This is a genomic window from Janthinobacterium agaricidamnosum NBRC 102515 = DSM 9628 (assembly GCF_000723165.1).
GTDB classification, from domain to species: domain Bacteria; phylum Pseudomonadota; class Gammaproteobacteria; order Burkholderiales; family Burkholderiaceae_D; genus Janthinobacterium; species Janthinobacterium agaricidamnosum.
The window spans coordinates 2,530,317-2,549,988 of sequence record NZ_HG322949.1 but is presented as its reverse complement, the minus strand read 5'-3'; the positions used below and the strand labels follow the sequence as shown (position 1 = coordinate 2,549,988).

Here is a 19,672-nt window from a genome sequence, read left to right as displayed (position 1 = left end):
GCCTGGCACCAGGGTGTAACGCTCGGGAGCGCTGCCATCGCGGGACAAATTGGCGACGTTGTAGACTTCCAGTTCGTCCAGCGAATAGCCATAAGGGGTGCCGCGCTCGTTGCCGGTCATGCGCACATAACGGCCGCTGACGACCGGGAAGGTAGTATCTTCCACGCCACCGTTGCCTTGATCTTGCGAATAAGCCTTGGTCCAGGTTTGCTGATCCTTGGGTACTTGCAAGATATTATCGTTGGATACTTCGACGATGTATTTTTTCGCAAAGGCCGGATCCCAGCGCAAGATCATGCGGTTCATGCTCATCGTCGAGCCCAGGTCGACTATCAGCTCGGCGGTCGGCTTGAAGTCCGAACCCCAGCGCGAATCGATGTCGCCATCGACAGCTTTCGCTGCGGCCAGGCCGACCGAATCCTGCGTGGTATCAGCCGTGGCAATGCGGGCACGCGCCAGATTGATGCCGGGAGCGGCTGGCACCAGCGAAACGACATTGCTGTTCTCGAAGCCGGCGGCGTTTTCCACATGTACGCTGTACTTGCCAAAATCGGCAGCCTTCACCGCAGGGAAGTCCAGCTTGGCAGCCGTGCCGACGATGCGCTGGTCCTTGTCGAACCAGGTATAGGTCATCGGATCGCTACCCTCGGCCTTCACCTCCAGCGTGGCATGGCTGTTCAAGGCCGCGACCTGATTGCCTGGCTGCTGGGTGATGTGCGGCTTGGTCGCGGCGCCAACGGTCAAGGTGACCGGTGTCGATTGCACACTGCTGACCAGGTTGCTTGCCACCACGTAGAACGACGCATTGTTATCGGTCTGCTTGACGGCATCGATCGTATAGGTGTCCGACTGGGCGCCTTCGATCTTCTGGTTGTCGCGATACCACTGATAGGTCGGTGCCGGCGAACCGCGGGTGACGACATTGAAGCTTGCGCTCTGGCCCACTAATTTACTCACTGCCACTGGAGCGGTGACGATGCTTGGCGCTTCAGGCTTGACCACCGTCGCGACCGCGTCGTTACTGGTGATTTCGTTGAAGCGGTTTTTCACCTTCACGGTATACGCGGCAGTCAGGTCGCCGTCGACAGCGATAGGCGTATTGTAGCTGCTGCCCTTGGCGCCAACGATCTCGACGCCATTGCGGTACCAGGTGAACTCGAGCGGTGCGGCACCCGACACAACAGCGTCGAAATGCGCGGCCTGGCCGACACTGATGGTCTGCGATTGCGGTTGCACCACGAATGCCGGCGGCAACTGGCTGGCGTCGCCGGACTGCGGCACCGCCACCACGTCAAAGCTGGCAACGTTGCTGTGCAGCTTGCCGTCGGAAGACGTTGCACTGATGGTCACGGTACCCGGTTCGAACTTGCTGCGCACCGCGATACGGGCCAGGCCGCCTTCGGCTGCCAGTTCATGGTCGCCAGGCGAGTGGTAAGTATCAGGCTTGTCTTGCGACACAGCATGGTTCCAGCCGCCACGGTAATTACCGTTGTCGCTGACGGTGAAGGTGATGTTGGTGCTGTCTTCCGGCACCAGGATACCCTTGACGTCGACCACTTTGGCGGTGATGAACGCGGCATCGCTGCCGTTGGCGGTGATCTGGAAGGTCGTGCCGTCCGGCTTTTTCAAGCCAGGCTCGGTGATCAGCACGATATGGTCGGGCGCACCGGCGGTTGCACGCTGGTCTTGCACATTCTGGCCATCCGCTTTCGCCACATTGCCGATCTCGTCGATACACTGCGCGGTGACGACGCCAGTTTCCCACTGGATACCATCCCAATGCACTTGATGCGGCAAGCCGGTGGTGTTCTGGCTCAGGTCGGTGTTTTCCTTGTCCAGCGCATTCGGTACCTGATCGGCGCCCTGCTGCTTGTCATTGACCAGCAGACGGACCGCCGGGCAGTTACTGAAGGCGTTGACGCGCACGGTACCGGAACGGTTCCAGTGGTGCGCCAGATTGACTACCGGACGAGTCTTGTAATCGACCCAGGCTGCCTGGTAGGCGTAATACATCAGTTTCGGGAAGCGGTTGCCGTCCATCATCGATGAACCGAGCGAACGTACTTCCAGCTTGCGCAGATCAGTCGCATCGCCCACCGGCGCCGGCGCGGTGCTGGACAGGAAGGCATTGTCTTCGCCTGGCGTTTCAGCCAGGTACCACTGCACCATGCCGAACACTTTGGCGGCCACGCTGCGGCGCCAGTTGTTCAGGAACTCGGCGGTCAGCTCGATTTCGTGATCGTATTTATAACGGTGATCGCCCTTGCCCCAATACTCGGCGCCCCAGGCAGGCGAATTCGGGAATTGCGCCTTGACGCCCAGTTCGCAGCCATTCAGCGTACATCCCAGAATGGTGCCATTGTTGTTGTTCGGGGTACGGTCGGTTGCCACCCGGGTATTGACCGGATCCCACTCACTGTTCACCGCCTTCAACACTTGCGCGTAATTGGTATCCATCGGACCGTTATTCGACTCCCACGACAGAATCGAAGGATTATTACGGTCGCGCACGATCATCTCGGTATGGATTTCCTTTTTCAGCGCAAATTTATTGAGTTCGCTCTGGGTACAGGTTTCGCTCAACACCGCGTTGTAGCACTTGTCGAAAGCCCCCTCGCCTTCGCCGCTAGGCTGGACGATGAAGATGCCGAGCGCATCGGCTGCCTCGACGAATTCCGTGCTCGACGACGAATGGCCCGGACGGTACAAGCTGCCGCCTGCATCGGCCAGCAACTTCAGGTCGCGCCATTGCTGTTCTTCCGGTACGGCGCTGCCCAGTGCCGGATAGTCGTAGCGGCCGGATGCGCCCCACAGATAATGGGCGTAACCGTTAACGATCGGGAAGTCCTTGTCCCAGGTGATGGTGCGGATGCCAAGCGGGCTTTCGACCGTATCGACCACCGCGCCATCGACGCTGACGATATGCAGCACGCGGTACATATATGGCGTACCGTGGCTGCTATTGTTCGGGAACCACAGTGTCGGTTTGGCGACGGTCAAGTTTTGAACAAACTTGTTGGTCGTCAAGCCTGAACCTGCATTCGGCTGCAACACGCGCGCTTCTTGCGCCTGGGCCACCATCTGGCCGTTGGCGTCGACAATGCGGGTGGTCAGCGTAACGTTCTTCTGTACGCTGTCTTCATTCACCACATTGGTCTCGACCTGGATCGCGGCCGACGACTTGTCGCCGGCGATGCTGGCGGTGGACACATGCGTGCCCCAGGTCTTCAGGATGGCATAGACGTTTTGCGGAATATGCACCTTGTCGGTGATATGCATGTACACCGGACGGAACAGGCCGGAATCGCCCTGGCCGAAACGCGCATCGCCCGAAAAGTGCGGATCTTCAAAGCCATTTTTGGTGACCTTGACCGCCAGCACGTTGTCGCTGCCGAGCGTGACCATATTGGTCACGTCGACAACGAACGGCACAAACCCGATGACATGGGTAAAGGTCGGATTCAGCGCGCTGGTGCCTTGCACTGGCTTGCCATTGACGAACACTTGGGCGCCGGTATGCACGCCTTCGAATTCGATCAGGATCTTGCGGCCCGCATAGGCGCTCGATAGCGGCAGGTGCTTGCGATACCAGACGGTACCGTAAGGCATGCCGTGCAAGCCCGCATGGAAGTTGACGAACATGTCCTGTTCGTTGACCGAATGGGGTACGCCAACCGAGGTCCAGCCGCTATCGTCGTAGGCGACATCGATAACATGCGGATCGCCGATAAAACGATCCTGGTTGGTGTATTTCCATGAAGTAGCGCCCAGATTGATCTTCAAGCGCTGCGATGGCGGCGACAGGGTCGACTCTGCCGCCCTGGCGGTAGGTGGCCGGTACAAACTGGCCAACAGGCATAATACAAAAAACAGCCAAAAACTTGGCCGTATTGTAGGTCTAATATTTTTCATTAGTCACCAAAAAAGAAAATAACCACGCCACGCGCCGGGTCACGGTGCGTGGCGTGGCGCCGAGTACTTGAACGTCACAGAACAACCATCACGAACAGCGTTAGTGAAATTCGGTTCCGTCAAGCATTTTTAACGCCCTTAAGCCAGCGCTAAGTGTTTCCACGAGGCATTATTATCCGTATAGTTTCCTGGTGCAACTAATTTCTGCAGTGCAATAAATAGATGCAATAAACGGTATATAAAATAATCACTAAAATGATGACTCCCATCGTCAAAACTGGCCTGAAATGAGGCAAGAAATAGTTTTGAGACGAAAAATTTAGAAACAATGTTATATATAATTTACAAGCCCATCAAAACATAACGGCGCAGATCGCGCCGCTGGAGGAACTTGTGCGCGGCATCCACGTCACGCCTCTATTGATATACAAATGAAAAGTTACCGGAAAGCCAGCGCTTGCAGCATGCCCGCGCCGGTCCGCCGAACTGCGGCACGCAGCGGCGATTGATGTTGCCATCAATCGCCTAAGCTGCCGTGGCGCCCGACCGGCTTTCGACAGGACTGAAAATACGTCTTGCCGAGTGCCGGACTGGCGCCTACATCAGCCTTATTGAAGGCCTTGTGCTACATGTACGGTCAGCAATGCACCATCGCTGGTGATCTTGCTGCCGTTGGAGCTTTCCACGACGACACTGTACAAGGCGCCGTTGTCATCGCTGCTCGCCGCCGGCGTATCGTAGAACGGTACGTCGGTGCTGGCCACCGGCACGCCCTGTTTCAACCATTGGTAAGTCAGCTTGCCCGGGCCCACCGCATCTACGGTGAAGTGCGCCGACTGGCCAACATTCACTGTTCGCGCGGCCGGCTGGGTACGGATCGCCAGCACCGGTCCGAACACCTTGAACTCATACAGCGAATAACCGTAGCCAGTGGCACGCTTGATGCCCTTCATGCGCACATAGCGTGCCTTGGTCACCGAGAACAACGGCGTTTCTTCTCTGCCTTGCCCGTTATTCTGGGTATAGACGGTGCTCCAATCCTGGTCGTTCAACGAGGTCTGGATCTTGTATTGCGCGGCATAAGCGCCTTCCCACGCCAGGTCCACCGAATTGATCTCTTGCTCCGAGCCAAGATCGACACGGATCCATTGATCGTCGGCGATGGCCGGATCGTCGTTCTGGGCGGAAGCCCAGCGGGTAGTGATGCTATCGCCGTCGGTGACATAGCTCGGATTCATGTAATCGAGATTATCGGTGCCGTCCGCTTTCTTCTCGACCGAACTGGCCGTGACTTGGCCATGCAGCGCCAGATTGTCGTCGCGCGACGGCACGCCGTCGATCACCAGCAGGCTGGCGTCATTGCTGCTGGTTGCCTTGCCGTTGGCAGGGTTCGTGACAGCGACCCGGAAACGCTGGCCGTTATCGTCCAGCTTGACAGGCGGCGTGACATAGCTACTGCTGGCGGCGCCGTCGATCGGCTGATCGTCGCGATACCATTGGTAAACATAGTTGTCGGCGCCGCTGGCGACAACGCTGAAACTGGCCGTCTGGCCCGGCACCACCGATTGGTTGAACGGCTGCGATACGATGCTTGGCGCTTGCTGCTGCGGAGGAACATTACCGCCGCCGGTGCCATTGTCGTTGGCCCCGGCGATGGTCAGGATCGCCGCGTCGCTGGTGATGCTGGCGCCGCTACTATTGCTGACAGTCACCTTGTACCTGGCGCCGTTGTCGACCTGCGTGACGACCGGGCTGTAGGCCGGATTGATCGACTTCGCCACCTCCACATCGTTGCGATACCAGGTATAGGTCAGAGGACCGGTACCCTTGACGACAGCCGCGAAGTAAGCCTGCTTGTTGCGGCCCGCGGCCAGCTTGACGGTCTGGCTCAACGGCTGCGCAACGATCGCCGGCGCGGTGAACTGCGGCGTGCCGCTGACGCACATGACATCGTTCGGGAAATTATCGAACAATTGCGTCGAGGTTTCGCCGTTCGCCTTCACGACATAGGCCCGGCCAGGGTCGCGTTCCGACATGGTCGAGGTCCAGGTGGTCCAGCCGCTGCTGAATGCCTGTACGCTATTGCTGTCGCCAGAGATGGACAAGGCTTCTTCCCGGGTCGGCAAACGCTCGCCGGTGCTGGCGCAATACTGCCCCGCCAATACCTGGGTGAACTGGGCGATCCCGTTCGTGGTCGGTACCCGCTGCCACAGCAGCTTGGTGCTGTTGTCGCTCACCACGCGGCTGCTGACGACACTGTAACGCTCGGCGGCGCTACCGGTGCGTGTCACATTATAGACTTCGATTTCGTACAGCGAATAACCGTAGTCGGTGCCGCGTTCGGTGCCGGAGACCCGCACATATTGGCCGTTAACGATAGGGAAGACAATATCTTCCACGCCGCCACTGCCTTTTTCTTGCGTATACACCCGGGTCCAGTTCTGGTTATCGCTCGACACCTCGATATGGTAAGCCTTGGCATACGCGGTTTCCCAACGCAGTATCATGCGGTTCAGATCCCGCGCCTCACCCAGATTGACGGTGATCTCGGCTTCCTTTTCCGTGAGCGAACCCCAGCGCGAATCGATGTCGCCATCGATGGCCTTGCCTGGAGCCAGGCCTTCCGTATCCTGGATGCTGTTCGACGTTGCCGTCCGGCCACGCGCCAGGTTGACGCCAGGGTCGGCCTGCACCAGCGTGACGGGATCGCTGTCCACGTCGCCGGCAGCGTTGTGCAGGTGTACCGTGTAGCGGCCGAAATCGGCGACTTTGACTGACGGGAAATCCAGCGTCGCCTGGTTGCCGACCACATGCTGATCCTTGTCGTACCAGGTGTACGTCAGCGGACCGCTACCCTCGGCCGTCACAGTCAGGCTGGCATGGCTGTTCAACGCCGCTACCTGATTGCTTGGCTGCTGGATGATGTGCGGCGCGGTCGCCGCGCCGACCTTCAAGGTGACCGGCGCCGACTGGACCCGGCCCACCGGGTTTTTCACCTCGACGTAGAAGGTCACGCCATCATCGGCCGCGCTCACCGCCGGGATGCGGTAAGTGCTCGACGTCGCGCCTTCGATAGGCTGATTGTTGCGATACCATTGATAAGTCAGCACTGGCGAACCCGAAACGGTCACCTTGAAGACTGCCTCCTGGCCCACATGGAGGCCATCCGGCACGGGCAGGCTGAGCACCGCTGGCGCTTCGGCCGCCACCACGGTTTCGCCAGCTTCGCGACTGGTCAATTCACCATAGCTGTTCTTCACCTTGACGCTGTACACGGCATGATTGTCGTCGGTGACAGCCGGCGGCGTATCGTAGCTGCTGCCGGTGGCGCCGGTAATCTCGACGCCATTACGCAACCACTGGAAACTCAACGGTGCGGCACCCGAGACCAATACCTCGAAATGCGCGGGCTGGCCGACACTGACGGTCAGCGACTGCGGTTCGGCGACAAATACCGGCGGCAACTGGCTGGCGTTGACTGCCTGCGGCACCGCCACCACCTCAAACGTGGTGCTGGCGCCGCGCAGGCTGCCATCCGAAGCGACCGCGCTTACCGTCACCGTGCCCGGTTCGAAGCGGCTGCGCACCGCGATGCGGGCCAGGCCGCCCTCGGCGGCCAGTTCCGGATCGTCAGGCGAGTGATAGCGCTCGTCCTTGCCAGCGGTGACGGCGTGGTTCCAGCCGCCGCGGTAATTGCCGTTGCTGCTGACGCTGAAGGTGATATTGCTGCTGTCTTCAGGCACCAGGATACCCTTGGCGTCGACCACTTTGGCGGTGATGAACGCGGCATCGCTGCCGTTGGCGGTGATCTGGAAGGTCGTGCCATCCGGTTTTTTCAAGCCGGGCTCGGTGCTCAGCACGATGTGGTCGGCCTTGCCGGCGGTGGCCCGCTGGTCTTGTACCACTTGGCCGTTCGATTGCACCAACTCGCCCAAGGAACTGATGCATTGCGCGCTGACAACGCCTGCTTGCCACTCGACATTGTCCCAATGCACCTGATGCGGCAAGCCGGTGGTGTTTTCGCTCACATCGTTGTTGGGCATATCCAGCGGATTCGGCGCCTGATCGGCGCCCTGCTGCACGCCATTGACCAGCAGACGCACGGACGGGCAATTACTAAAGGCGTTGACGCGAACCTTGCCGGAACGGTTCCAGTGATGCGCCAGGCTGACCACCGGGCGAGTCGTGAAATCGACCCAGGCCGCCTGATACGCGTAATACATCAGTTTAGGGAAACGATTGCCGTCCATCATGGCCGAACCGAGCGAACGCACGTCGCCCTTGCCCGTATTCGACTGGCCTTGCGAGGAAGCAAAGATATTGTTTTCACCCGGCGTTTCAGCCAGATACCACTGCACCATGCCGAACGTTTTCGCCGCGACGCCGCGGCGCCAGTTGTCCAGGAACTCTGCCGTCAGCTCAATTTCGTTATCGTATTTGTAGCGGTAATCGCCCTTGCCCCAGGACTCGGCATCCCACACCGGCGAATTCGGGTACAGGTCTTTGATCAGCAGTTCGCAACCGGTTTTGGTACATCCCAGGATGGTGCCGTTATGCGGATCCGCGGTACGGTCGGTTGCCACCCGGGTATTGATCGGATCCCACTGTTTGTTCAGGGCCATCAACACTTGCGCGTAATTGGTATCCATCGGACCGTTATTCGACTCCCACGACAGAATCGAAGGATTATTACGGTCGCGCACGATCATTTCCCGATGAATTTCCGTTTTCAGGTCAAATTTATCGATCTCGTCTTGCGCACAACCGTCACCCGCCCGCACGTTATAGCATTTTTCAAAAGCCCCCTCGCCTTCGCCGCTAGGCTGGACGATGAAGATACCGAGCGCATCGGCTGCCTCGACGAATTCCGTGCTCGACGACGAATGGCCGGGACGGTACAAACTGCCGCCGGCATCGGCCAGCAGCTTCAGGTCGCGCCATTGCTGCTCGTCCGGCACGGCGGTGCCGAGCGCCGGATAATCGTAGCGACCGGAAGCGCCCCACAGACGGTGGGGATGGCCGTTAATGCTCGGGAAGTCCTTGTCCCAGGTGATGGTACGGATGCCAAGCGGACTTTCGACCGCATCGACCACCACGCCGTCGACGCTGACGATATGCGCGACACGATACATATACGGCGTGCCGAACTGGCTATTGTTCGGGAACCACAGCGTCGGCTGCCTGACCGTCAGGTTTTGCGTAAATTTGTTTTCCACCGGCTGCGCTGCCGCGTTCGGCGGCAATACGCGCACGTCCTTCGCTTCGGCCACCGTATTGCCGGCCGCATCGACGATGCGGGTGGTCAGCGTGACATTTTTTGCGACGCTGTCTTCGTTGCGGATATTGGTCTCGACCTGGATCTCGGCCGATGACTTGTCGTCCGCGATGCTGAAGGTGGACACATGGGTGCCCCAGGTTTCTTGTCCGGCATAGACGTTTTGCGGGATATGCACTTTGTCCGTGACATACATGTGCACCGGACGGAACAAGCCGGAATCGCCCTGGCCAAAGCGGAAGTCGTTGGCGAAATGCGGATTCTCGAAGCCATCCTTGGTCACCCTGACCACCAGCACGTTATCGCTGCCGAGCGTGACCAGATTGGTGATATCGACCACGAATGGCACGAAGCCGATGACATGGGTAAAGTCTTTATTAAATTGACTGGTGCCCTTCACCAGTTGGCCATTGATAAAAACTTGCGCACCAGTATGCACGCCTTCAAATTCGATCAGGATCTTGCGGCCGGCATAGCTGCTCGACAGCGGCAAGATTTTGCGATACCAGACTGTGCCGCCGGTAATCTTGCCCAAGCCGCTGTCATGGTTGACGAACATTTCGGATTCGTTGACCGAATGCGGCACGCCGACGGTGGTCCAGCCGCTATCGTTGAAATCGGCGGCGCTGATGGCGGCCGCATTCTTGATATCGGTATAGGCTTCGTCTTTCGTATATTTCCACGGCGTGGCGCCCAGATTGATCTTCAAACGCTCCGATGGCGGCGCCACCGAGGATTGTTGCGCCTGGGCGTACGGCGTCGGATACACGCCGGCCGACAGGCATAACGCAAAAAACAGCCACAGGCCAGGCCGTTTTGCAGGTCTCATTTTTTTCATTAGTCACCAAAAAGAAAATAACTACGCCGGCCGCTGGATTGCAGTCGGCGGCATGGCATCGGAAGCTTGCATCTGGCGGCGGCGATCATTTGAACATTCAATCGCCTTTTCAAAAACCGCCTTGTCAAGCAGGTTTAACACTTTTTAAGGCAGCGCTAAGTATTTCCACGAAGAATTATTATCCCAATGGTTTCCTATGGCAACGAATTTCTAGAAAGAAATATGAGGATGTGTATACTATTGCGCAAATACAACATTATTGAAGTTTAAGATCCTCGATTTTGGCCCGAACCAAGGCAAAATAGTCATTCGGGCCTCGATTTGAAAACAATGTTATCGATAACGTCGCCATCACTGAAATTCCGGGCTGGGTTGCAGCGGCAAACAGCGATGCCGTGCCGCCGACGGCCGGCTTGCCAGGCGTTCCTGCATCGCCAGCAATTCTCTACAGTACGGTCTTGTCACCGCGACACCCTTTAGAATGGAGGGCTTCCGACATCCAGATCAATCACAAGAAGGAGTTTTCGCCTATGGATTTCAGCTTGATGGACAGCTTGCACGAGGGGCCGCTGCGCTCCGGCCTGATGGTTCTGGTCAGCGCGATGACGGCCGCCATACTGGCGCTGGTGCTGCACCGCGGTAGCATTTCGCTGCTGCGCCGACTGGCCCGCAACCGTCCGTTCACCAGCGCCGCGACCCGCATCGCCTTCCGCGCCAGTCAGCTGTGCCTGCTGCTGTTCGCGCTGCGGCTGGTGCTGACCGGCGCGCCGGACGATACGCCGTGGCTGCTCGGCATGTCGCATATCGCCAATGTGGCGCTGATCCTGGCGCTGACCTGGTTCGCCATGCAATGCATCGAGTCGGTCAGCGTCACCATCGCCGAACTGCATCCGGTCGACGTGGCCGACAACCTGAAGGCGCGCCGCATGATTACCCAGACCCGGGTACTGGCGCGCAGCGCGCACACCATCGCGGTGATACTGGGCCTGTCGTTCGTGCTGCTGACGCTGCCGGGCGCGCGGCAGATCGGCGCCAGCCTGCTGGCGTCGGCCGGCGTGGCTGGCTTGGTGGCCGGTATCGCGGCGCGGCCGGTGCTGGGCAACTTCATCGCCGGCCTGCAAATCGCGTTTTCGCAACCGATCCGCATCGACGACGTGCTGATCGTCAACGGCGAATGGGGCCGGGTCGAGGAAATCACCGGCACGTATGTGGTGGTGCGCATCTGGGATGAGCGCCGCCTGATCGTGCCGCTGCAATGGTTTATCGAAAATCCGTTTGAAAACTGGACCCACAGTTCGACCACGCTGCTCGGCACCGTTTTCCTGTGGATGGATTTCAAGGTGCCGCTGGCGCCGCTGCGCGCCGAATTCGAACGGATCTGCAAGGAAGCGCCGCAATGGGATGAGCGGGTCTGCAAGGTGCAAGTGACGGATTCGAACGAGCGCGCGATGCAATTGCGGCTGATGATCAGTGCGCGCAATTCGGGCGATGTGCTGGAATTGCGCTGCATCGTGCGCGAAGCGATCATCGCTTTTATCGCCCAACATCATCCGGAAGGCTTGCCACGGCTGCGCTCGTCGCTCGATCCGCTGACGGTACAGGCGGCCGGCAAGGACCAGCAGCCGTATCCGGCAGTGCGGCTGGACAAAATCCTGGCCGGCCCCGGCCCGGCCTGAAGGCGGGCGGCGCTCGCGCGCCCCACTTGGCGCGCCCCGCCTCGCGCGCCCCGCCTCGCGCGCACCGCCTCGCGCGCGCCGCCCGCAATAGTTGACCGCTACAATCGGCCGCCTGTCTGTTACGCGCCACCGCGCCCCATCATGACCACCACCCACTGGTTTATCCTGATCGGCATCCTGATGCTGGCGCGCGGCTTGGCGGCCACCACGCTGGCGCGCTTGCCGGCCAGTTCGGCGATGGTCTACCTCGGCGTCGGCTTGCTGCTCGGCCCGGTTTGCCTCGGCCTGTTTTCATTCAATCTGTACCGGCAGTCGGCATTGCTGGAAGTACTGGCCGAAATCGCCGTGCTGATTTCGCTGTTTTCGGCCGGCGTCAAGATGCCGGTGCCGTTCAGCCTGCAGCGCTGGGCGCCGTCGATCCGGCTGGCCTGGCTGTCGATGAGCATGTCGGTAGCGCTGATGGCCGCTTACGCTTATTTCATGCTGGGCTTGCCGCTCGGCGCCGGCATCCTGCTCGGCGCGATCCTGGCGCCGACCGATCCGGTGCTGGCCACCGACGTGCAGGTGCGCCACGCCGGCGACAAGGATCAATTGCGCTTTGCGCTGACCTGCGAAGCGGGCATGAACGATGGCAGCGCGTTTCCTTTCGTGATGCTGGGGCTGGGCTTGCTGGGGCTGCACGAATTAGGCGATTTCGGCGTGCGCTGGGTGCTGCTCGACTTGCTGTGGGCCACCGGCGGCGCGATCGCCATCGGCCTGGCCGGCGGCGCGGCGCTGGCCAGGCTGAGCTGGCAATTGCGCGGCAAGGAGCCGAAACACGAAGTGCTGGACGACCTGGCCGGGCTGGGCCTGATCGCCACCGTGTACGGCGCGGCGCTGGCGCTGCAGGCATGGGGTTTCCTGGCGGTGTTTTTTGCCGGCGTCGCGCTGCGGCATACGGAGCTGGTGCTGTCCGGCGCGCCGAAAGACCGCCAGGGCTTGCTGCAGGCGGAAGCGCTGCATGTCCCGTCAGCCAGCGCTTCCCTTGACGACGCGCCGCGCACGGTCAGCGGCGAATCGCTGATCTTCAAGGAGCACCTGGAGCGCCTGTCGGAATTGACGCTGGTATTGCTGCTCGGCGGCGCGATCACTGCCGATGCGTGGAACTGGCGCGCCTGGGGCAGCGCGCTATTCCTGTTCTTCATCGCCCGCCCGCTCAGCGTCATGCTGGGTCTGGCGGGATCGGGCGCCGCGGCCAGCCGCAAGATGCGCCGCATCGCCGCCTGGTTCGGCGTGCGCGGCATCGGTTCGGTGTATTACCTGATGTATGCGCTGAACCACGGCTTGCCACCGTCGCTGGCGTTGGACTTGAGCCAGATTACGGTGGTGGTCATCATGCTGTCGATCGTGGTGCATGGCGCTAGCGTGACGCCAGTTCTGGATAAATTCTGGCGCAAATAGAACGCGTGCCTACACTACCAGCCGCTTTCCAGTCCCTCGCGTTGTAACTGCCGCTCAAAATGTTTTTGCAGGAAATCGAGCAAGGCCGTCACCTTGGCCGACAGGTTCAGCCGCTCCGGATAGACCGCGTAGATATCCGCATCCGGCACGTTCCAGTCATCCAGCACGGCGCACAGCCTCCCGGAGCGCAGGTACGGCGCACTATCCCATTGCGAACGCAGCAGGATGCCGTGGCCGTCCAGCGCCCAGCCGAGCGCGATTTCGCCATGGTTGGTGCTGAGCCTGCCGCGTACCTTGACGGTTTCCTGGGTTTTGCCTTGCTGCAAATTCCAGGTGCCATAGGCGGCGTCGTTTTCGCGCAGCACGATGCATTGGTGGCGCTGCAAGTCGCGCGGAGTATTGACCGGCCCATGGCGTTTCAGATACTGCGGCGCGGCGCACAAGCGCCGCGTGTTCGATGCGATCTTGCGCGCATACATCCGTGCATCCGGCAAGGCGCCGACGCGGATGCCGATATCGAACGCCTGGTCGGCCAGGTTGACCGGCCGGTCGGTGACATGCAATTGCACTTCGACTTCCGGATACCGCGCCGCGAATTCGGCAATCGCCGGGCCGACATGCTGGCGGCCGAAACCGATCGTCGCATTCACCCTCAGCAAGCCCTTCGGCACGGCCCGGCTGCGCGACACCGCGCTTTCCAATTCCTCGATATCGGCCAGGATGCGCGCCGCTTCGGCATAATACACTTCACCCTCGTGCGTCACGCTCATGCGCCGCGTGGTGCGGTTCAGCAAGCGCACGCCGAGCCGGTGTTCCAGGCTGGCCAGCGTCTTGGTAACCACCGGCGGCGTGACGCCCATTTCGCGCGCCACCGCCGCCAGGCTGCCATGCTTGACCAGCATGGTGAAAAACGCCAGATCCGACACGTCGCTCATTATTTATCTCAAAGAAAGAATTGGTTTTTCTTCGACGAATTATATGGCAAAAAACCAGCCTACAATTCGCAGCTGAAAGAATACTTCTGGAGACAAGCATGTTTGAACACTTCACCAGGCACACGGTCGCCGTCGACGGTTCCGACGTGAGCTATGTGCGCGGCGGTGACGGTCCGGCGCTGTTATTGCTGCACGGCCATCCGCAAACCCATGTCATCTGGCACAAGGTGGCGCAGCAACTGGCGCAACATTTCACGGTGATCGCCGCCGACTTGCGTGGTTACGGCGACAGCGCCAAACCGCAAGGCTTGCCGGACCACAGCAATTACTCGAAGCGGGCCATGGGCGCCGAACAGGTCAAATTGATGGAATTGCTGGGTTTCGACAAGTTCTTGCTGATGGGTCACGACCGTGGCGGCCGGGTCGCCTACCGCATGGCGCTGGACTTTCCCGAACGCATACAGCGGCTGGTGGTGCTCGACATCGCGCCGACGCTGGCCATGTATGAGAAAACCGACCGCGAATTCGCCACCAGGTATTTCCACTGGTTTTTCCTGATCCGTCCGGCGCCCTTCCCCGAAATCCTGGTCGGCGGCAACCCGGAAGCATATCTGCGCTACACCGTCGGCGGCCGCAGCGCCGGCCTGGCGCCGTTCACGCCGCAAGCGTACGCCGAATACCTGCGCTGCCTGCAAGATCCGGCCGCCATCCACGGCATGTGCGAGGATTACCGCGCCAGCGCCGGCATCGACCTGGAACATGAACGCACCGACCTGGCGGCCGGCAACAAGATCGCTTGCCCGATGCTGGCCCTGTGGGGCGCGCAAGGCGTGGTTGCTCAATGTTTCGACCCGCTGGCCGAATGGGACTTGCTGGCCGAACAAGTCAGCGGCAAAGCCTTGCCATGCGGCCATTACATCCCGGAAGAAGCACCGGAACCGTTGCTCGCCGAAGTCTTGCCGTTTCTGAGGCTGGAAACCACGCAAGTCCGGCCAGCCTGAATCAAGGAGTCACCTATGATGGAACAGCGCATGGAACACCGCAGCCCGCAGGGTCCTCGGACACTGTACGGCAAACTGGTCGCCACCCACACCGTCGCCGGGCTGGACGCACAGCACATCCTGCTGTACGCCGACTTGCATATCATGAATGAATACACCAGCCCGCAGGCATTCACGGGCTTGAAGGACAAGGGCCACGGCGTGCGCCGTCCGGCGCAGCAACTGGCAGTCGTGTCGCACATCATTCCGACCCATCCGGTGGCCGTGCCGCAGCGCGTCATCCTCGACCCGGCCTCATCGTTGCTGGCGCTGAATTTGCGGCGTAATTGCGCACAGTTCGGCATCCGCCTGTTCGACACCAACGACCCCGACCAGGGTATCGAGCACATCATCGCGCCGGAGCGCGGCCTGGTGCGTCCCGGCATGGTGATCTTGTGCGGCGACAGCCACACCACCACCTACGGCGCGCTGGGCGCGCTGGGTTTCGGCGTCGGCACCTCGGAAGTCGAGCACATCATGGCGACCCAGACGCTGGTCTACCGGCTGGCAAGCACGATGCGCATCCGCATCGATGGCAGCTTGCCACCCGGCACCTCGGTCAAGGATTTGACGCTGTACCTGATCGGCCGCATCGGCGCGCAAGGCGCGCGCGGCTACGCGGTCGAATTCTGCGGCAAGGCGATCGATAGCCTGTCGGTCGAGGCACGCATGACCTTGTGCAATATGGCGGTCGAAGCCGGCGCGCGCGCCGCGCTGATCGCGCCGGACCAGGCCACCCGCGCCTACCTGGCCAGCCATGTGGCCGGTTTCACCGATGAAGCCGGCCACGCCACCCTGCCCGCCGCGTGGGACGATTTGCATACCGATCCCGGCGCCGTGTTCGACGCCGAACACGTATTCGACGCGGCCGACGTGGCGCCGTACCTCACCTGGGGCACCAGTCCGGACCAGGGCATGCCGGTCAATGGCGCCGTGCCCGGCCCGGGCGACAGCCAGTCCGGCGATCCGCACGCGTCGGCGATGACCGTCAAGGCGCTCGATTACATGGGCTTGCAGGCCGGCCAGCCGATCACCGGCCTGGCGATCGACCGCGTCTTCATCGGTTCCTGCACCAATAGCCGCATCGAAGACTTGCGCGCCGCCGCCGCGATTGTCGGCAAGCATAAAGTAGCGCCGCGAGTGCGCGCCATGGTGGTGCCCGGCTCCGGTGCCGTGCGGCGCCAGGCCGAACAGGAAGGGCTGGCGCAAATTTTCATCGACGCCGGTTTTGAATGGCGCCAGCCGGGCTGTTCGATGTGCCTGGCGATGAACGACGACGTGCTGGCCCCGTTCGAGCGCTGCGCCTCGACCACCAACCGCAATTTTGAAGGGCGCCAGGGCCGCGCCGGCCGCACTCACCTGATGAGCCCGGCCATGGCCGCCGCCGCCGCGATCACCGGTGTCATCACCGACGTGCGCACTTTGGGAGAACAGCATGCCTGACAAAACCATGCCCGGCAAGATCGCCGGCGTCGCCGCGCCGGTCTTGATCGACAACCTCGACACCGACCAGATCATGCCCAAGCAATTCTTGCGCACGATTAGCAAGGAAGGCCTGGACCAGGGCGTGCTGTACGACTTGCGCTTCGACGGCGATGGCCGGCTGCGGCCGGACTTCATCCTGAACCGGCCAGCTTATCAAGGCGCGCGCATCCTGATCGCCGGCTCGAACTTCGGTTGCGGTTCCAGCCGCGAACATGCGGTATGGGGCTTGCAGCAATTCGGCATCGCCGCCGTGATCGCGCCGAGCTACGGAGAAATTTTCTTTGGCAATGCCTTGAACAACCGTTTATTGGTGATCAAGCTGGACCAGGCCGCCATCGATCACCTGATCGCCGACGTCGCCACACCCGGCAGCGCCAGCCTGGAAATCGACCTGGAACGCATGACGATCGGCAGCCCCAACGGCCGCATGACGCCATTCACGCTGGCCCCGCGCGACAAGCGCATGATCGTCGAAGGCATCGACATGATCGATATGACCTTGCAGCTGGATCAGCAGATCAGCGACTTCGAGGCCGCTCATGCGCTGGCCTATCCGTGGATGAAGGTGCTGGCCGGCGCAAGCTGATCCGCCTGAAAATATTGTCAAAAAAATCGTCGCCGGTGATGTTTCCAATAAAAATAACGGCGCCGTTTCGTCAATTGAAAAGTTGCCCCCCCGGGCGGACGTTAGCGTGCCGCTCGGGTACAATACGGACTCAGCTGCCAGGATCAAGCCATAGGGCCGCACGCCATGGCAGCGTAGCGGGGTATCTTTGAAGGACGCGTTTTTTTGACGAAAGAAGGCTTGCCCATACGGTGCCCTGGCGCAATGCCTCGCCGCATGAACGCAAGTCGCAGATAACATCACATGAAATTATTTTCGCTACTGGCGTTGGCGCTGGCCATCGCCCACGGCGGCGCTGCCGCCGAGAACACCAAAGACACGCAAGACAGCACCGGCACGCCAGCCGCCAAAGTCAAAAAAAGCCGCTACCTGTTCGACGAAGTCCCGATCGGCACCTGGGCCACCTCCGCCGAACTGGGCGCGATCACGACTTCCGGCAATACCGAGGGCACCTCGGTCACCGGCAAGATCGATGCGCGCCAGGAATTGGACGACTGGAGTAACCAATACATCTTCAGCGGTTATTTCAAGGAAGATGAAATCGCCAACGATGAAGGTCAGCGCACCCGCGAACGCTCCGCCGAGCGGTTTTCGGTGTCGGCCAAAGCGGCTTACAAGCTGCTGGAAGACAATGCAAAACTGTTCGTGCTGGCATCGCATGTCAACGACAAATTCGGCGCCTATACCAAATACTCGACACTGGCGGTCGGTCACAGCTCGCGCTGGTATCAAACCGACGACAAAAGCCTGGATGTCGAACTCGGTCCGGGTTATTTCAACGGCATCCGCGAATCCGGCGAGTCCGAAAGCGGCATGACGGTGCGCGGCGCGGCCGCGTTCAAGTGGAAAGTCAGCTCATCGGCGACCTTTACGCAAAGCCTCAGCGTCGAGCGCGGTACGTCGAACATGCATTCCAACGCGGAATCGGCGCTGAGCGCCAAGATCAACGGCACCATGCAAATGAAGGCGGCCTTCGTCGCCCGCAACGATAGCAATGTGCCGGAAGATAAGAAGAATACCGATACGCAAACGTCGCTGACGCTGGTGTATTCGTTCTGAGAATAAAGGCTGCCTGGTTAACCGGGCAGCCTTGATCATCAGGCTGTGTCCGCATCACATTGTCAGCCCCAGGTAATTGACGATCAGCACCAGCGCATTGCTGCACGCATGCGCGATGGTCGCGGTGGAATATGCGAGCGCCACGCCGGGTTCCCGGTAGCGCAGGTAAATGTACGACAACAGTGCGCCGGACGCGGCGGCGACCAGTCCATGCAGCATGCCGCCATACAGATAATGGCCGGCGCCCCACACCAGCGCGCCGGCGGCGATGCACAGCGCCCTGCGCGCGCCGAAGCGGCGCAGTATTTCCAGCGGCAGCAATTGGCCCACGAACGTTTCAAAGATGGGCGCATATATCACCCCCCAGAAAAACAGCTGGAATACCGGCATTTCGCGTTCGAACATCGCCGCGCCGGCATCCGCGCCCCACAAATGGTGCGGCAGCATCAGTTTGCCGAGCAACAGCGCCAGCACGCCGACGCCATAGGTCGGCAAGCCCCAGCACAGGCCAAGCGCCACCTGACGCAGGACGGATGGCGACGTCATCCGGATTTCCATACCGGCAGCATATCGGCGCGCATCGGATCGCCCCCCCCGGTCAAGCTTCCTTGGCGATGACAAACGCTGCGGTTTCGTAAGGCACTGTCACCACGTCCTTGCCGGCCAGTTCGGCGGTACTGGCGATCAGCGCCGCCACCTGGCGGTCGATGCTGCTGCGTTGCTCCGGCGGCAATGCGGCGACAAAACTGGTCGAACGGACCCGGTTCAGCACCACGTCTTCCGGGCTGCCGCTGTGGCCATGTGAAAAATGCGACGCGTGCAACGGTCCAAAACCCGGCGCCGGGAATACCTTGCGCCAGGCGCCGGTGTAATAACGCGGCGTGTCGCCTTCGACCTGGTTGACGATGGCATCCAGGCTGGCCACCCAGCCGACCCGCGCATCACGCATATTCCACACCAGCCCGAGCTTGCCGCCCGGTTTCAGCACGCGGCGGATTTCAGCCAGCGCGGCCGGCGTGGCGAACCAGTGAAACGCTTGCGCGCAAATGACGGCGTCGAGCGACGCATCCGGCAACGGAATCGCTTCGGCGCTGCCGGCCAGCGCCTCGACTTGCGGCAAGGCCGCAGACAATTTGGCGCGCATCTGCCCGACCGGCTCGACCGCGATCACGCGGGCGCCGGTGGCCACCAGGCGCGGCGTGAATTTGCCAGTGCCGGCGCCCAGGTCCAGCACCGTGCTGCCTTCGTGCAAGCCCAGCGCGCCGCGCAGCCAGCCGGCGAGTTCAGGTGGATAATCCGGCCGGCCCTTGACATAACTGTCGGCATTGATGGTGTAGCCGTCGGCCGCCGCACGGTGTATCGCATTGCTCATGCATCCTCCTGGTCA

The 19,672-nt window shown here is 60.8% G+C and carries 11 protein-coding genes (1 of these 11 running past the window's edge); 6 read left to right on the top strand and 5 right to left on the bottom strand.

The features are described from left to right. Both GJA_RS26135 and GJA_RS10905 read right to left on the bottom strand, forming a co-directional pair. Nucleotides 1-3,279: the 5' portion of an immunoglobulin domain-containing protein gene (locus GJA_RS26135; RefSeq protein WP_479686744.1), read on the bottom strand. It extends 24 nt beyond the left edge of the window; the window shows 3,279 of its 3,303 coding nt (coding positions 1-3,279); it begins with the start codon at nucleotides 3,277-3,279; the stop codon falls past the left edge of the window. Between the two features lie 1,241 nt (nucleotides 3,280-4,520). Continuing rightward, a complete protein-coding gene (locus tag GJA_RS10905) occupies nucleotides 4,521-10,016 on the bottom strand; it encodes a discoidin domain-containing protein (protein ID WP_051780647.1) in 5,496 nt (1,831 codons plus the stop codon). A gap of 539 nt (nucleotides 10,017-10,555) precedes the next feature. On the opposite strand from GJA_RS10905, the gene GJA_RS10900 reads away from it, so the two are divergent. After that, complete coding sequence (locus GJA_RS10900) at nucleotides 10,556-11,701, top strand: mechanosensitive ion channel family protein (RefSeq protein WP_038492006.1); 1,146 nt, start codon at nucleotides 10,556-10,558, stop codon at nucleotides 11,699-11,701. Nucleotides 11,702-11,842: 141 nt separating this feature from the next. Continuing rightward, the gene (locus GJA_RS10895; RefSeq protein WP_038492003.1) at nucleotides 11,843-13,141 is read left to right on the top strand and encodes a cation:proton antiporter; all 1,299 of its coding nucleotides are present in this window, start codon (nucleotides 11,843-11,845) and stop codon (nucleotides 13,139-13,141) included. Between the two features lie 14 nt (nucleotides 13,142-13,155). Here GJA_RS10895 and GJA_RS10890 read toward each other — a convergent pair whose 3' ends face one another. Then, on the bottom strand, nucleotides 13,156-14,076 hold the full coding sequence (locus GJA_RS10890) for a LysR family transcriptional regulator (RefSeq protein ID WP_038492000.1): 921 nt from the start codon (nucleotides 14,074-14,076) through the stop codon (nucleotides 13,156-13,158). A 98-nt stretch (nucleotides 14,077-14,174) separates the two neighbouring features. Between GJA_RS10890 and GJA_RS10885 the strand changes: the two genes are divergently transcribed. The 4 genes from GJA_RS10885 (at nucleotide 14,175) to GJA_RS10870 (ending at nucleotide 18,285) form a co-directional block, all read left to right on the top strand. Continuing rightward, nucleotides 14,175-15,077, top strand: coding sequence for an alpha/beta fold hydrolase (locus GJA_RS10885; RefSeq protein ID WP_038491997.1), 903 nt, complete (start codon nucleotides 14,175-14,177; stop codon nucleotides 15,075-15,077). A gap of 15 nt (nucleotides 15,078-15,092) precedes the next feature. Further along, nucleotides 15,093-16,559 (top strand): 3-isopropylmalate dehydratase large subunit, encoded by a 1,467-nt coding sequence (gene leuC, locus GJA_RS10880; RefSeq protein WP_242404512.1) that lies wholly within the window; start codon nucleotides 15,093-15,095, stop codon nucleotides 16,557-16,559. Continuing rightward, complete coding sequence (gene leuD, locus GJA_RS10875) at nucleotides 16,552-17,187, top strand: 3-isopropylmalate dehydratase small subunit (protein ID WP_081905341.1); 636 nt, start codon at nucleotides 16,552-16,554, stop codon at nucleotides 17,185-17,187. The genes leuC and leuD overlap by 8 nt, the downstream gene beginning before the upstream one ends. 282 nt (nucleotides 17,188-17,469) lie before the next feature. After that, nucleotides 17,470-18,285 carry a DUF481 domain-containing protein gene (locus GJA_RS10870; RefSeq protein ID WP_038491994.1) on the top strand — a complete coding sequence of 272 codons (816 nt, stop codon included), beginning with the start codon at nucleotides 17,470-17,472 and terminating at the stop codon, nucleotides 18,283-18,285. A 54-nt stretch (nucleotides 18,286-18,339) separates the two neighbouring features. Here GJA_RS10870 and GJA_RS10865 read toward each other — a convergent pair whose 3' ends face one another. Both GJA_RS10865 and GJA_RS10860 read right to left on the bottom strand, forming a co-directional pair. Continuing rightward, entirely contained in the window at nucleotides 18,340-18,831 is a 492-nt protein-coding gene (locus GJA_RS10865) for a CPBP family glutamic-type intramembrane protease (RefSeq protein ID WP_038491991.1), read from the bottom strand. Nucleotides 18,832-18,883: 52 nt separating this feature from the next. Further along, nucleotides 18,884-19,657 carry a class I SAM-dependent methyltransferase gene (locus GJA_RS10860; protein WP_038491988.1) on the bottom strand — a complete coding sequence of 258 codons (774 nt, stop codon included), beginning with the start codon at nucleotides 19,655-19,657 and terminating at the stop codon, nucleotides 18,884-18,886. Nucleotides 19,658-19,672 lie beyond the last annotated feature (15 nt).

Excerpts from the sequence above, each read along its gene's own strand:
- GJA_RS10905 (WP_051780647.1), bottom strand. The coding sequence starts at position 10,016 with ATGAGACCTGCAAAACGGCCTGGCCTGTGGCTGTTTTTTGCGTTATGC.
- GJA_RS10900 (WP_038492006.1), top strand. The coding sequence starts at position 10,556 with ATGGATTTCAGCTTGATGGACAGCTTGCACGAGGGGCCGCTGCGCTCC.
- GJA_RS10895 (WP_038492003.1), top strand. The coding sequence starts at position 11,843 with ATGACCACCACCCACTGGTTTATCCTGATCGGCATCCTGATGCTGGCG.
- GJA_RS10890 (WP_038492000.1), bottom strand. The coding sequence starts at position 14,076 with ATGAGCGACGTGTCGGATCTGGCGTTTTTCACCATGCTGGTCAAGCAT.
- GJA_RS10885 (WP_038491997.1), top strand. The coding sequence starts at position 14,175 with ATGTTTGAACACTTCACCAGGCACACGGTCGCCGTCGACGGTTCCGAC.
- leuC (WP_242404512.1), top strand. The coding sequence starts at position 15,093 with ATGATGGAACAGCGCATGGAACACCGCAGCCCGCAGGGTCCTCGGACA.
- leuD (WP_081905341.1), top strand. The coding sequence starts at position 16,552 with ATGCCTGACAAAACCATGCCCGGCAAGATCGCCGGCGTCGCCGCGCCG.
- GJA_RS10870 (WP_038491994.1), top strand. The coding sequence starts at position 17,470 with ATGAAATTATTTTCGCTACTGGCGTTGGCGCTGGCCATCGCCCACGGC.
- GJA_RS10865 (WP_038491991.1), bottom strand. The coding sequence starts at position 18,831 with ATGACGTCGCCATCCGTCCTGCGTCAGGTGGCGCTTGGCCTGTGCTGG.
- GJA_RS10860 (WP_038491988.1), bottom strand. The coding sequence starts at position 19,657 with ATGAGCAATGCGATACACCGTGCGGCGGCCGACGGCTACACCATCAAT.